Source organism: Pseudomonas sp. FW305-25 (genome assembly GCF_017351415.1).
Classification (GTDB): Bacteria; Pseudomonadota; Gammaproteobacteria; order Pseudomonadales; family Pseudomonadaceae; genus Aquipseudomonas; species Aquipseudomonas chlororaphis.
Genome location: NZ_JACNDE010000019.1, coordinates 41,632 through 56,797, shown reverse-complemented (window position 1 = coordinate 56,797; position 15,166 = coordinate 41,632). Strand labels below are relative to the sequence as shown.

Here is a 15,166-nt window from a genome sequence, read left to right as displayed (position 1 = left end):
CAAGATGAGGGACGACATGACATCAGTACCCGCCGAGCCACAATTGCTGCCAGGCACCGAGCGCAGCCTGTGGGACGCGTTCGCGTGCCCGGCGGCCGGACAATCGGCCGACAGCGCACGGGAGCAGGAAGAGATTGCCCTGCCCCCTGGCCTGACGGCCAGCATCAACGACCTGATTACGGTCGCCGCGGTCCTGGGCTCCCTGCTCAGCCCGGAAGGCCGGGTGACCCTGGGCATCCATGACGGCGGCAAGCGGTCGCAGCTCGGCGTCGATTGCACGGCGTTGAACCTTGCGCAAGACGCTCGGGGCTATATCGCGCAGTTGCGCGACAGTGCCGAAGCGCCCCATGACGACACGCCATTGCGTGCCGATATCGAGATCAGCGATGGCAACAACCTGCCAGCGGCGCAATCGCCGGTCTGGCTACTGCTGCAGGACGGCCGCTGCCAACTGTCGGTACGCAGCGATCGCATGACCCGGGCCGTACGCCTGGAATTGCTAGAACTGGTGGCCTTCGCTTGCGCCCGGGTACTGGATCCCAAGGCCCTGCCGGCGTCCACTATCCAACCCGCCTGCCCTGCCCCGGCCGAAACCGGCCAGCGCCCGTTCCTGGTGGAGCGTATCTACCGGCATGTACAGAGCAAGCCATCGGCCGTGGCGATCGTGGATGACAACAGCGACCGCACCCTGACCTACGCCGAACTCTGGGATGCCTCCGAGGCCTTGGTCCAGCACATACGCGAACGCGTCACTTCCCGGCGCTCGAGCCCGCGCCTGGCGCTGTTCCTGGAGCGCGGCTGGCAACACCTGGCCTCGATCATCGCCGTGCAACGCATGGGCGGTACCTGCGTGCTGATCGACCCGGCGCATCCCGATGAACGCATCCGGGCCTTTATCGAAGAGTGCAGCCCTCATGCGGTGTTGACCGCAGGCAGCACCACCGAGCGAGCGCGAGACTGGGCGAGCTGCCCGCTGCTGGATATCGACAAGGTGCAGATACGCCCTGCCCACGTCGACTGGGAACACGGCAAGTGGGTCGAAACCACCAACGAGGCGTGCTTTATCGCCGGCACTTCCGGCAGTACCGGACGGCCCAAGGCCGTATGCCTGTCCTATCGGGGAATGGCCGCAACCCTGGACGCCATTATCGATCAGGCGGGGCTGGGCGAGCATAGCCGCGGCTCATGGCTATCGTCGCCCGGCTACGGCATGGTCGAGGTCGACCCGCTGCCGGTCCTGTGCGCCGGCGGCACGGTGTGCATCCCTGCCCCGCAGGTGCTGCAGGACGTCAACCTGCTGGCCCGCTGGCTGCTCGAAGGCGACATGAACCATACGCTGGCCATGACGTCCATCGCCGAAGCGCTGTGGGCCACCGGGCCCCGGACCGGCCTGCGCACCATGCTGATCGCCGGTGAACGCTGCAAGCAATGGCCGCCGGCCGATCTCGGCTACCGGGTGATCAATGTCTATGGCTCCGCGGAGGCCGCGGTGGTGTCCATCGAGGACCTGTGCGCGCCGCGCCGCACCTTGCTGCCCTCGGTCGGACGGGCGATACCCGGCGCCCGGATGTACGTGGTCGACCGCCATGGCCAGCCGCTCGCGGCCCGTTGTGTCGGCGAGCTGATCATCACCGGCGAAACGCTGTCGGTGGGCTACGTGAACCCCGAGGACACCAAGAAGGCGTTTCGTGGCAACACCCTGGACGCCACGTCGCCATTGCAATACAGCACCGGCGATCGGGCGCGCATGGCCGCCGATGGCACCGTGGAAATCTTCGGGCGGACCGACTCGGTGGTAAAGATCCGCGGGCATCGGGTCGACCTGACTGAACTGGAGATCACCGCGCTGCAGGTACCGGGCGTGGTGAAGGCGGCGGCTACCTGCTTGAGCAACGACCTGGGCGCGACCCTGGCATTGTTCCTGGAGCTGGCTCCGGACGCCGTAGAGGTGATGGCCAAGGTCCGCAAGCACTTGGCCTCGCGCCTGCACCCGGCCGCTCAGCCCGGCCAGATCGTGACCGGCACCCTGCCCCTGGGGCGCAACGGCAAGGTGGACTACAACGCGCTGCAGGTCGGCCCGATCGAGCGCGATGCGGACCAGACCGTCTTTGCCCCGGTGACCCAGGCAGACCACGCGGTACGTGATTGCTGGCTGGCCTGGACGCTGTGTGAAGAGGCGACGCTGGAGTCGAGTTTCTTCGACGCTGGGGGCGATTCCCTGCGCGCCTTGCGCATGGTCGGCGAGCTGGCCTGCAAGCACGGCATCCATGTGCAAATGGGCGCGTTCCTCGAGGAGCCGGTACTGGCGAACCTGGTACGCCTGGCCAATGCCTCGCGCAATACCCAGTTGCCGACGTTCGAGCACTTGCCGGCGCAGCAGCAACGGCTGCCGTTCGAACTCAACGAAAGCCAGCAGGCACTGTGGATCGGTCGTGGCTCGTTCTACGACTACGGCGGCGTCGGCTGCCAGGGTTATTTCGAATGGGAAGTGCAGGCCCTGGACCGCGAGCGCTTCACCCGTGCCGTGGGGCTGCTGGTCGAGCGCCATCCGATGCTGCGCATGACCATCGATGCCAGCGGACGCCAGAGCATCGGCGATGTCGACGGTACCCAGGCGGTGGAGTACGTCGATCTCAGCGCCCTGGATGCGGCGCAGATCGACCGGGAGATCGACCAGGTCCGCGAACGCATGGCCAACGAAGAAATCGGCACCACGCAATGGCCACTGTTCCAGTTCCGCATCAGCCGCATCAGCGCCGGCACCAGCCGTGTGCATCTGTGCATCGACATGCTGATCGCCGATGCCTGGTCGATCTTCCAGGTGATCATCCCCGACCTGATCGATCTCTACCTGGAAGATGACCCACAGCTGCCCGCGCTCCAGACCAGCTTCCATGACTACGTCGCCTATCGGCAAAAGGTGCTCAAGAGCGCCCAGTACCAGGCCGACCGCGAATACTGGCTGGACAAGATCAACCATCTGCCGGCGGCGCCGCGCTTGCCGCAGCTGGAGCCCGGGGAGTTCAGCGGCCCGTCGCGCTTCGAGCGATACGAGGGCAGCCTCGCCGTCGCGGCCTGGGAGCGACTCCAGGCCCAGGCCCAGGCGCGCAATATCTCGCCATCCGGGGCGGTCGCGCTGGCCTTGTGCGAAGTGCTGCGCTGCTGGAGCGAAGAAGACCGCTTCACCCTGAACTTCCCGGTCTCGGACCGGATGCCCGTCAGTGCCGATATCGACCAGGTCGTCGGCGATTTTACCAATACCCTGCTGGTGCCTTACGAAACAGCGGCCGCCGATACCCTCGAGGCTCGCGGCCAGAAGTTGCAAGGCGCCATCTGGCAGGCACTGGACCATCGGCTGTTCAACGGTGTCGAGGTGCTGCGCGAGCTGGCCCGGGCCCGTCGCAGTGGCGGTGCGCCGCTGATGCCGATCGTCCTCACCAGCCTGCTCGGGCACCCGGGCCGCCATGACGCGGCGCGTCTTGGGCAAGAGGTCTACGGCGTCTCGCAAACGCCGCAAGTCACCCTGGATGTGCAACTGCGCGAGTCCGAGGGCACCTTGTACTTCAAATGGGACTACCTGTCCGGGGTCATTCGCCCTGACGTGGTGGAAGCGATGTTCGGCGCATTCCGCACGCTGCTGCAGCAACTGGCCGACGACAGCGAGGTCTGGCAACGCACCTGGCTCGACCTGCGACCTGCCGCGCAGATCGAAGTACGCCAGGCGGTAAACGCGACCCAGGCGCCGGTACCGGAGGTTCACCTGCGTGACCTGCTGCTGGCACGGATCGCCGAACGCGCCGGGGAAACCGCAGTCCTCGATCCACGGGGCAGCTACAGCTGGGGCGAAATCGGCCGGGCCGCGGCACGGATCGGCCAGATGATCCAGCAGGCCCGCAACCCCGGCGAACGCTTTGTCGGGATCGTGCTGCCCAAGGGCAGCGGCCACTATGCGGCGGTCTACGGCTGCCTGCTGGCCGGTGTCGGCTATGTGCCGGTGGATATCGACCTGCCGCCCGAGCGTATCCGCTCGGTGCTGTCCCAGGCCGGGGTGCGCACGGTTATCGCCGGTGCCGATACCCGGTTGCCGGAGCAGGCGCAGCGGCTCGTACTGACGGACGAGGACCTGCGTGCCTGGGCCGGGCAGCACACGGACCTGGTCCTGACACCCCTGCCCGCGGACTACTCGCCCTACGTGATCTTCACCTCCGGCTCCACTGGCAACCCCAAGGGGGTCGAGATTCCACAGGCCGCGGTGGTCAACCACGTCTATGACGTCGTCGAGCGCTTCGGCCTGGATGCCTCCACTCGCCACCTGGCGACTGCCGCCCTGCACTTCGACATGTCGGTCTTCGATATCTTCGGCCCCCTGCTGCACGGTGGCTCGGTGGTGGTTCCTGCCCAGGCCGCGGGGCCGGACCCTGATTCCTGGCTGCGCCTGCAGCGGCGCCACGGCGTGACCTTCTGGGCCTGCGTGCCGGCCATCATGGACTTGCTGTGCAGTGTCGCGGAAAACGCGCGCAGCTTCTGCGCGGTGGAATCGCTGGCCAATATCGTCATGGCCGGCGACTGGATCCCTCTGCCACTGCTGCCGCGAGCCAGGGCGCTGTACCCGAAGGCACGGCTGTACTCCTGTGGAGGCCCCACCGAGACCACCAACTGGTCGGTACTGCACGAGATCGACGAGCAAGAAGGCCAAATGGTGCGTTCGGTGATCTATGGCGCGCCGATGCGCAACTCCGCCTATCACATCGTGGCGGGCGACTGGGCCGATTGCCCGGATTGGGTGCCCGGGGAAATGCTGGTGCAAAGCGATGTGTCCCTGGCCTGTGGCTACATCGGCCAGCCGGAGCTGACCGGCAAGGCCTTTGTCCAGCACCCGCGCAGCGGCCAGCGGATGTACCGCACCGGCGACCTCGGGCGCTACCTGCCCAACGGCGAAATCGAGATCCTGGGACGTCTCGACAACCAGATCAAGCTCAATGGCCTGCGCATCGAACTGGGCGAGATCGAGAGCGTGGCCGAGTCCTGCCCCGGTGTCTCGCGGGCCTGTGCCGTAGCCCTGCCCGGTCCCGACGGGCATCCCAAGCAGATCGCCCTGGTCTATGTCGGCGAACCCGGACTGGCTCCTGCAATCACCCAGGCCCTGACCTTGCGCCTGCCTGCCTACATGGTGCCGAAAACTGTCCAGCCGTTGCCCCAATTACCCCTGTCGAAGAACGGCAAGGTGGATGTACTGGCCCTGCGTGAAACCCTGAGGAATGACATGAAAGACTCCACCAGCAAGACTCCGCAAACCATCCTGCGCACCGTTATCCGGGTCATCGCCAGCCATCTTGAGGAGCCGGTGGTACTGCCCGAGGACAACTTCTTCGACCTGGGCGGCGACTCGCTGTCGGCGATGAAGATCAAGATCGAACTCGAGTCCCAGCTGTCCATCAGCGTACCCCTGGAGAACCTCATGCTCACCGAGACCATCAGTGAGTTCGCCAACAGCCTGGACGCGGGGAACCAGCCATGATCAAGGACAACCTGCACCGGCAATGGCTGGAGGATGTGGACGCCTACCTGGATGGACGCACCACGCCACAGGAACTGGAGGCCAAGGGGCAATTGCGGGCCCGGGAAGTCTTGCAGTATGTCCAGGAACGCTCGACGTTCTATGCCAGGCACCTGCGTTCGCAACTGGGTGGCCCCAGCGCGTTGCCGGCGCTGGACGGCATACCGTTCACCACCAAGGAAGACCTGCGCGCCGTGGGCCGCTCGGTCTGCAGCCTGCCTTTCGAGCAGATCGCGGTGTACTACGAGACGACCGGGACCACGGGGGCGCCCACCCCCTGCCCTCGGGCGGCGATCGACGTGGACACCAGCGGTGCCTATGTGCAGAAGGCCGTCGCCGACCTGTACCAGTCGACATTCGGCACCACCGATGCCCTTACCGCGATCATGGGACCGTCGGAGCTGTATGCGTTCGGCGATACCTATGGCGAGGTCTGCCGCAACCTGGGCATTCCCTATGTGCGGCTGTGGCCGGAAAGCCCCCGGGTCGGCCTGGTCAAGGCCGCTCAGTTGATCAACGACCTTGGCGTGCGCTCGCTGATCTGCTCGCCCGCCGTGGCCCTGGCCCTGGCCCGGCTCTATGTCAGCCAGGGGATCGATCCGCGTGAGACCGCGGTGGGCCAGATCATGGTGCTGGGCGAACTGTGCACGCCGCAGATGCTGAGCAATATTGCCCGGGTCTGGAATGCCCATTGCACCCATGGTCTGTATGGCTCCCAGGAAGCCCATGCGGTGGCCACCGGCTGCGCCAACGGCAACCTGCACTTCTCCGAGACCAACTACCTGGCGGAGATTCTTCCGGTTCCCGGAATGGAAGGCGATATCGGCGAACTGTGCCTGACGATGCTGGTACCCGGGGCCAAGCCGCTGATCCGCTACCGCACCGGCGACCTGGCGCGACTGCACGCTGCCGAGGAATGCGGGTGCGGCAATCGTTCTCGTTGCCTGCGGGTCTTTGGCCGGGTGAGCGATGTGATGACCCTGGCCGGTCGCCAGGTACTGCCGGCGCTGATCGAGTCGGCTGTGCTGGCTGCGGCCGAGTGGGTCTCTGGCTACGAGGTCAGGATCTGCACCGCCAGCGACGGCAGCGACCATGTCGAAGTGTCGATGGTGGCGGGTATCGGCGAGCGTTCGCTGGCCCAGGTACAGGAGCAGATGGCCGGCCATTTCGGCACCTCGGTCCAGTTGCAACTGGAGCAGAGCCTGGACCCGAGGACCGAGACCGGCGCCTACATTTCCTGGAAGCACGCCCGTATCCGCGATCAACGGGAGAGCGCCCTGTGAGCGCGTTACCAGCCACCGCCTGCTCGGACGACGGCGTGAACAGGGCGGCGCGCCAGCGTACCCGGCCGATCGAAAGCGTGCCGTTTCACCCCGAGAGCATCGGCACCGACTACGGGATCAAGATGATCCGTAACTCATTGGCCCTGGCCAACGTCAACCCCATGGGCTGATCGCTCTGGAAAAAAGCCTCGGGTGCCGGCCGGATGCCGGTCGACACCCATTAATCTAAGGATTGGATAAACATGACTCACACACCCGCGAATGCAACGCTCAATGAAAAACGATGGCAGGCACTGGCTGTCATCTCGATCATCCAGCTGATACTGCTACTGGATGCCACCGTGGTGAACGTGGCCCTGCCACGGATCAAGCACGAGCTGGGACTCACGGACGGGTCCCTGACCTGGGTAGTCAATGCCTACCTCATCACCGCCGGATCGCTGTTGCTGCTGGGCGGGCGGATCGGCGACGCCTTTGGGGTGCGGCGCACCTTCCAGGTCGGCGTAGTGATTTTTGGCGCATTTTCCTTGCTGGCGACCTTCGCCGAAGATGCCACCGTGCTGATCGTCAGCCGTGCCGGGCAAGGGGTTGGCGAAGCCCTGGCTTCGGCCACCGGGCTGGCCATGGTGTCGTTGCTGTTTCCCGCAGGCCCCGAGCGCGGCAAGGCGTTTGGCATCTGGGCGGCACTGGGCGGCCTGGGCTCGATCATCGGCGTACTGCTGTCCGGCGTACTGACTCATTATCTGTCGTGGCGCTGGGTGTTCGGGATCAACGTGCCGATCGTCATGCTGCTGAGCGTGGCGACCATGGTCATGATTCCCAAGTTCACCCACCGCAGTTCCACCCCTCTGGACCTGGGCAACGCACTGATCCTGGTGGTGGCCGTCGCCGCGACCGTCATGGCCGTGATGGGCTCCGGCATCGAGCACCTGCCCGGACAGCGCGTGGCGCTCCTGGTGCTGGGCTTGCTGGGTATCGCCCTGGTACTGCGTCGTTGCAAGCGCTCGGAAAACGGCATTATTCCCGCACGCCTGATGGCGCGCTCTCCCCGCCTGGCCGGCTACGCCATCGTGGCCATCCTGGCGGCGACCTCCGGCGCCTTGTTCTACCTGGGCGTACTGCTGCTGCAAGACTACCTCGGCCTGAGCCCGATGCAGACTGGCCTGGCCTGGCTGCCCTTCTGCCTGGGTTTCTTCCCCGGCATCTTCCTTTCGCAGTTCGTCATGCAGCGCTGGAGCCCGCAGGCGGCAGCGGTCGTCGGCCTGGCAACCTCGGCGCTGGGTTTCGCCTTGTTTGCCTTCGGCGTACCCCTGCATAGCTACTGGCTGGGAATGCTGCCGGCCATGCTGGTCACCTCCATCGGCTTCGGTTGTGTCGCACCGGTCGCTCAGTCGTTGGCCACCAGTGACCTGAGCGAGGCGGATGCCGGTGCCGGCTCGGGTATCACCACCACCATCCAGCAGCTGTTCCAGGTGTTCGGGGTCACCCTGCTGGCTGCCGTGGGCCTGGCGGTCTCCGACAGCACCGCAGTGCCGACCATCACGGCCAATGGTTTCGTCAGCGCTTTCGCACTGTCGGCGCTGGCGATGATCGGGGGTGCCTTGTTGATCTGGGCCGGACGCAATGCCCTGGCTCTCGAGCCGGCCCCATCGAGCCCCCAGCCGTAGGTTATCGTCATGCATCAGAACTACCTGATCCCTCCCTTCAAGGGACCCCTGGCGACGCTTTCCAGCGTCGCGGGGCTGCGGGAAAAATGGACCGGGGCGATGCTTGACCAGACGGGGCGCGCCTATTCTGGCGCGCTGCGTCTGGACTTCAGCGAGCAGTGTTGCCACGCGCAAGTATTCGACGCCGTGGCCCAGACCCTGGCCCGGCATCCGATCCTGGCGGCCCGATTCGAGATCGAAGGAGAACAACTGGTCGGCCGGGCCCCCGGCGAACAGGCATTGCGCCAGGCGTTGCGTGAGCAACTGGGCAAGGTGCAGGCCGCCCTCACCGACCAGGACTTCCTGGCCTATCGGGCCAGGCAAGCCGCCGAACCCGGTCTGCGCATCGCCTCGGCGGTAGACGAGGCTGGCTTGCACATCTGGATCGGCTTCTGGATCTATACCTGCGATGGCGCGTCGATTGACCTGCTGCTGGAGGATATCGCCCAGCATTACTCGGGCCTGCCCCCGGTGTCCTGCACCGCCTGGAACGACTATTGCCGGCTGCAGCACCTGCCGCCGCCGGCAAGCGCGGCGCAACGGCTTGAGATCTACCCGGGGACGGGGCCCTACGGGCTCGACGCACTGCGCGCCAAAGGCGCTGGCGGCATGGGGCGCATGCAGAGCCTGAAGTTCACCTCCAGCGTGCCGCGCAGCAGGGTTCTGGACTATGCCAGGGCCCAGCGCGTGACGCCGTTCGTACTGCTGTTGGCCATCTACCAACGGGCAATCAGTGCCGTCAGCGGTGTCGCCACCGTGGTGACCGGCGTCCCCTTCGCCAATCGCCCGGGCGCCGCGGCCCAGAAGCTGGTGGGGCCGTTGTCCAATACCATCCCGGTCAGTACCCGGCATGAGCCCGGCGAGCCATTGGCCGCGGTGATCAAGTGCATGCAGCGGGCGTTGATCAATGCCGCGGCTCGCCAGGACATGGAGCCGGCAGCCTTGTATCCCGAGGGCATGTCTACCCGCACCGCCGGCTTCGAACTGCCGTTTCCCCAGCTGTTCAACGCCTGGAACTCACGCAGCGCAGGCAGCCGCATCGCCCTGGGCGACAACCAGTGGATGAGCCTGCGGCTATTGCCCAACGATACCTGCCGTGTGGCTTTCGAAATCACCCTGGATGAGCACACCGAGCATATTTCGGGGCGGATCGACATGGACGCCGCAGCCTATGGCGACCATGCAGGACAGGTCATCGAACAGATGATCAGCGATCTGCAAGGCATTCCCGGCGACTGATCCGCAAAGCGTGTAGACCACCGCCAAGAGCGCAGTTCGCACAGTCCTGCGCTCTTGGCGGATGGCCTGGCTGCAACGAGCCGGGCATCGCTCCTGCCGATAATGCGTGGGGGTGTTCAATCCTCACTGACCGGCTTGAGTTTCAACGAGACAACATGAAGGTTTCGTACTCCAGGTCATCCAGCGCCGTCGATAACCGCGCCAGCCCCAGCAGCACGCAAAGCAGCAGCGAGAAGGTGAAGCCGTAGCCGAAGAAACTTGGCCCCAGGTACAGGCTCAGCAGGGTCAAGGCGCCGTTGAGTGCCACGAACAAGAGGCACAGTTCCAGCACGATCATCCGTTTGTCGAGGTAGAAAAACACGTTAAGGATCGCCATGAACACCACCTGGATGCTCACCCCGATCAGGTCGATGTAGAACAGCGGCAGGTAGTAGCTGGACATCCCCAGCCACTCCAGTATGCGCGGGCCAAAGAGAAACAGCAGAACCACCGTCAGCCCCTGGACCTTGCAGATTTCCAGCAGGCCCTGGCGGATCGAGAAGGTCATCTCGGCTTTCAACGAACCGATATGCTGCAGGGTCTCGCCGTCGCGCACCGCCCGGAACAGGCGCTCGTACCATTCGGCGAAGTCGGTTTCGATCCTTACCAGGAACACCGCCATGCCAGGAATGATCGCCAGGTAGGCGAGGAAGATCGGCAAGTCATAAAGAATCGAGGCGCGCATCGGCCCGATCACCTGGCTCGAGGTCTGCGGGTTGAACCAGAAGATGAACTTGTCGATCCAGATTCCCAGGTTGTAGCAAAGCCCGGTCAACAGCAGGCTGACAAACACCTGGCGCCGGTCCAGAAAGTCGAAGGCCACCAGTTTCTCGGCCCGGTATTCGCGCAGGATGTCGTAGAGAAACAGGAACAATAGGCTGCTGTGCCCCAGCAGCAACGCCAGCAGCAGCCCTTCCATGCCCAGGTGCCTGAGGAAGAATGCGCTGCCGACCATCAGTCCATAGCCCACCAGCATCACCAGCAGGATGCGGTTATAAGCCTTCATCCCCGAGAGGAATATGATCACCAGCCACAGGTTGCAGAGCACCACGAAGTTGGCCAGGGTCAGCAGGCGGTAGATCAGCCCCTGGTCGAACAAGGTGATCAACAGGAGGATGCCCAGCACCCCGGCCCCCAGGGTCACCAGCAGCAGCATGCCCACCAGGTTCGGCAGGATTTGCTCGTACTTGCGCTCGAACAGGCGGTCGGAGACAAAACGGGTGAAGAAGAGTTGCAAGCCGCCGGTGAGGATCAGCGACGTGGCCATCAGGTAGGTCACGGTGATCAGGAACTGGCGGATCACCACCTCCGGAACCACCAGCCCAAGGCTGATGACCCCCACCAGCATCACGCTGAGAATCGACAGGACCCAGGGCCCGGAGCTGATCAGGCCGGCATAGACATAGGCATGCAGCGTCGCCGTGTAGGAGTCGCGCGAGAGAATCTTGCGCAGTTCGAAACCGATACCGGCCATTTACACGGCCTCCTTTTGCAGGGTGCCCATGGCGCTGTGATAAAGCCTGCGATAGCGCTCGATCATCAAGGTTTCGCTGTAGTAGCGGTGAACCCGCGACAAGCCGGCGGCCTGGGCGGACTTCCAGCGCTCGGGGCTGCGCAGCAGGTCGATGATTGCCTGGGACGTGGCCTGGGGATCGGCGATCGCCACCACCTCCCCGGCCAGCCCGAGATCACGGTCGGACGCTTCGCCGCCCTCGATCAGCTCGCGGCAGGAGCCCACGTCGCTGCTCACCACTGGAGTGCCGGCGGCCCAGGCTTCGAGAATCACCAGGGGCTGGGCCTCGCTGATGGACGTCAGCACCATCAGGCCCAGTTGCGGCAGGATGTCCTGGATCTTCTGGAACCCGAGGAACAGCACCTTTTGCTCCAGCCCGAGGCTGGCCACCAGGCTGCGACACTCGGCGACGTACTCGGGATCTTCCTCTTGCGGCCCGACGATCCAGCCTTCGACCTGCGGCATCACACTGACCACTCCCCGCATGGCCCGCAGGAAGGTCTTCACGTCCTTGATCGGCACCACCCGGCCGATCAGTCCGACCACGGGGGCGATGCCTTCGGCCCGGGACTCAAGGGCCTGGGTCCAGAGCTGCAGGTCGATGCCATTGGGAATCACTTGGGTGCGTTCGGCCGGTGCGCCGTCCTTGATCTGTCGCTGGCGGTTGCCGTCGTACAAGGCAATGATCTGGTCGGCGCTGTCGTAGACCAGATGACCGATGCGCTCGAAGAAGCGCACCCAGAGCATACGGATGTAACCGGAACCGGTGTCCATGCTGTCGTTGAGTGCCTGGTTGCTGGTTTCGGCGATCCAGCTGGCCTGGGCCAGGTCGATCTTGCGCTCCTTGGTGTAGATCCCGTGCTCGCTGAGCAGCAACTGGCACCCCCACAGTTGCTTGAGGATGCAGCCCGCCAGCCCGGCATAACCGGTTGAAATCGAGTGCAGGACCCGCGCCCGCGGCATGCGTCGGGCGGCATCTGCGAGCATCAGCAACGGCGACTGCATGGTGCGCAGGGTCCAGAAATAATTGACGAAGGAAGGATCGGCGCAATGCTGCTCGTACCCTTCGGTCAGCGCCTCCCAGCTGGGGCGACTGTAGAGCACGTCATCCAGAGTGATCCGCGCCTGGGCCAGGGAATCGAGCACACCAATGCCCAGCTCGGCGGCCGGTTTTTCCGGGTTGTGCAGGTAACGGTAAAGGTTGCTCAATTCTTCCAGGGACGCGGTGTGGGCGACTCGCCTGTGCTTCGGGTTGCGCCAGGCTTCCTCCAGATACACCTCTTCGATGTGCACGACGTTGGCTGGAATCTCATAGCGGCGCTGACCGTAGGCTGCACGCTGGCCACCGATGAACAACACCGAAAAGGTCAGTTGCGGCAGCCCGAGGATCATCTGGTGAATCCAGCTGGACACACCGCCGCGCACATAAGGCCAGGTGCCCTCGAGCAACAGGCAGACATCGGCGATGGGCGTTGGGTTGACGGTTTTCTTCATGTCCAGGTCCTTATCAGCCCGGCAAAGGGCGGACGTTGTTGCATCTGCGGCGGCAAGCGGCTCAACAGCGCGGGAATCTCCGCATAGTTCCCGCTTTCAAAGGCGATTTCGGCACGGAACGGCAAGACCTTGGCCGGGTCCATGCCAGCTTCCTGGGCCTGGTGCATATGCAGCCGCGCCTTGTCGATATCGCCACGCTCAAGGGCGATACGCCCGGCCAGCAACAGCAACTCGCCGCCCTCTCCCGCCTCCAGCGCCAGCCTGGCATGTTCGCCGGCTTGCTCCAGCACGTGCAGCTGGACGCTGCCCTGGGCCAGGCCCAGGTAGGCCAGTTCCCAGTACCAGCGCGCCAGGGTGGCATGCAGGGCGCCGGCCTTCCTGGGCGCGGCACCGGGCAACTGTTCGAGGGACGACTGGATCCGCTGGTTGATATCGGTTTCCTGCTTGTCGAGCATCGAATACGCCAGGAGACGGACATCGTCGCTCGGATCACCCAGGGCCAGCTTCAGAATCGGCACCGCTTCCTTGCCCGGCATCCTGCGGGTGGCGAGCAACGCCGCCAGGCGCTGGTCGGGGTCCGGCGCGTGGCGCAACACATCCTGCAAGCCACTGTCACCGAAGGTCGGCGAATGCAAATGGGGCTGCGCGCGAAACGGCAGGCCGGGAATGCCGACGGCCTGCCACATCTGCGTATCGCGCTTGCGGGGCAGATACAGCGCCGGAAAGATCGCCGCAATCACCCCCACCGAGCCCAGCAACGGGACAAAGAACGCCAGGCTGAAAATGAACAGCGGACTCCACGGCAATGGCGTGCGATAGCGCGCCGGCAGCAGCCGCCAGACCGCCGCCGTCAGCAGGCCGCAGGCGATCCCGTGGGTCATTGCATACAGCAGCGCGATCTGCGGGTCGGGCAACTGCGCCGTCAGGCTGGCCCAGCTCCCCGCCTCGAAAAAAAACGCTGCGCTAAACAGCCACTTGCTGATCATTCAGGCCACACTCGTTGTACAGGAAGTTACGCAGCCCATCCCGTTGCCGGGCCGACTCCAGGTCGTAAGGCAGCACGGTGACCCCCAGGCTGGCCAGTTCCACGCTCATGCCGAAATGCTCGTGAATCAGCTTGCCCAGGCGCGCCAGATAGCCTTGGGCGCCCTCGGCACTGGTCAGTGGCAACAGCACCAGCAACAGAGCGTGCCCGCGGTTGTTGGCAAGGCCCAGGTGCAGGTCCAGTCCGCGCTGGCTGCGTTCGAAAAGCCGCGTCAGTTCATCGTTGGCCTGGGTCGATTCAAATGCATAGAGGCAACCGGACAGGCCGTGCTGCTCGACATCCACCAGCGAACGCTTGAGCTGACGTGTGAAGTGTTGGGCATCGTCGCTTTCCAGTTGCAGCACCTGCAAGTCAGAGCGCAGCAGGTCGGCGATATGCCCGGCCAGCAGCGCCAGCAGGCTGAGGGTGCGCTCCTGGAAGGCGAAGAACGGCATCTGCCGTACCGCGAGGATCGCCAGCACCTGTCCCTGGGTGTCCACCAAGGGAATACAGGCCTGCAGGGACGACACCGAAGCCTGCCCGCCGCTATCGAGCAGCTCTTCACGCACACTCACCAGTTCCTCGCGCTCCAGGCACAAGCGCACCAGCAGGTCGTTGGGGTCCAGCGGCCCCATGGTCCCGGTGGCGGCCAGCAGGCTCAGGTTCGGCGACGCATGGCCGGCCTGCTCCACGCGATACAGCGCGGCTACCCGCAACGAGCCGTACTGACCAAGCAGGCTCAGCACGGGCTCGGCCAGCAGGCTCAGCGGGTCATCGCCATTGGGCAGCACGCGCAGGCGATCGCGCAGGCCCAGCAACGAACTGCGCAGGCTCTGGTCGCTGCCGGCCAGGCGCTGCTCCAGGCGATCATGGGACACCCGCAGAATCTGGTGCGCCCGGGTGAAATCGTCGAGCCGGTACTGGCGATACTCGTTGGCCATCTGCAAGCGCAGCAGTCGCCGTTCCCACAGGTCTCGCACCTCGCCCACGAGCATGCCGCAGACCAGCACGCCGACAATGTAGGAGGGAGCGATCTGCGCGTAACCGGGCAGCCCCGACTGGCGCAGGATGAAGAACGCCGCCACCAGCAGGCTGGCGCTGATCAGGCCGCGGACAAAGCCGTAGCGCACGCCCAGCAACAGTGGCGCCAGCACCGACCAGGGAAACTCACCCTGCACCTGCAGCGGGTCTTGTGGCGCAAGCCACAGACCCACGCCGATGACCAGGGCCGTCACCAGGAAAGTTTCCAGCCATGACGCCGGACCGCTGGCGCGGGGCGCCAGCGCGTAGTCCATGTGTGGAGATCTCATG

The 15,166-nt window shown here is 64.9% G+C and carries 9 protein-coding genes; 5 read left to right on the top strand and 4 right to left on the bottom strand.

What is annotated here, in order from left to right:
- Positions 1-16: 16 nt before the first annotated feature.
- From J4E58_RS18490 to J4E58_RS18470, 5 genes are all read left to right on the top strand, one after another.
- Entirely contained in the window at positions 17-5,518 is a 5,502-nt protein-coding gene (locus J4E58_RS18490; RefSeq protein WP_256583169.1) for a non-ribosomal peptide synthetase, read from the top strand.
- Positions 5,515-6,840: a phenylacetate--CoA ligase family protein gene (locus J4E58_RS18485; RefSeq protein ID WP_087090952.1), complete on the top strand. Its 1,326-nt coding sequence runs from the start codon at positions 5,515-5,517 to the stop codon at positions 6,838-6,840. The genes J4E58_RS18490 and J4E58_RS18485 overlap by 4 nt, the downstream gene beginning before the upstream one ends.
- A complete protein-coding gene (locus J4E58_RS18480) occupies positions 6,837-7,010 on the top strand; it encodes a glutamine amidotransferase-related protein (protein ID WP_178082608.1) in 174 nt (57 codons plus the stop codon). Before J4E58_RS18485 ends, J4E58_RS18480 begins: the two co-directional genes overlap by 4 nt.
- A 72-nt stretch (positions 7,011-7,082) precedes the next feature.
- A complete protein-coding gene (locus J4E58_RS18475) occupies positions 7,083-8,507 on the top strand; it encodes an MFS transporter (RefSeq protein ID WP_087090951.1) in 1,425 nt (474 codons plus the stop codon).
- A gap of 9 nt (positions 8,508-8,516) precedes the next feature.
- Positions 8,517-9,785, top strand: coding sequence for a condensation domain-containing protein (locus J4E58_RS18470; protein ID WP_087090950.1), 1,269 nt, complete (start codon positions 8,517-8,519; stop codon positions 9,783-9,785).
- A gap of 142 nt (positions 9,786-9,927) precedes the next feature.
- Here the strand turns inward: J4E58_RS18470 and pelG are convergent, their stop codons facing one another.
- The 4 genes from pelG to J4E58_RS18450 are packed head-to-tail and all read right to left on the bottom strand — an operon-like array spanning position 9,928 to position 15,165.
- Positions 9,928-11,298, bottom strand: coding sequence for an exopolysaccharide Pel transporter PelG (pelG, locus tag J4E58_RS18465; protein ID WP_007925551.1), 1,371 nt, complete (start codon positions 11,296-11,298; stop codon positions 9,928-9,930).
- A complete protein-coding gene (gene pelF / locus J4E58_RS18460) occupies positions 11,299-12,831 on the bottom strand; it encodes a GT4 family glycosyltransferase PelF (protein ID WP_087090949.1) in 1,533 nt (510 codons plus the stop codon). It abuts the gene before it with no gap.
- A complete protein-coding gene (locus J4E58_RS18455) occupies positions 12,828-13,817 on the bottom strand; it encodes a HEAT repeat domain-containing protein (protein WP_087090948.1) in 990 nt (329 codons plus the stop codon). Before J4E58_RS18455 ends, pelF begins: the two co-directional genes overlap by 4 nt.
- Positions 13,795-15,165 (bottom strand): PelD GGDEF domain-containing protein, encoded by a 1,371-nt coding sequence (locus J4E58_RS18450; RefSeq protein ID WP_087090947.1) that lies wholly within the window; start codon positions 15,163-15,165, stop codon positions 13,795-13,797. The genes J4E58_RS18455 and J4E58_RS18450 overlap by 23 nt, the downstream gene beginning before the upstream one ends.
- Between the last annotated feature and the right edge of the window lies 1 nt (position 15,166).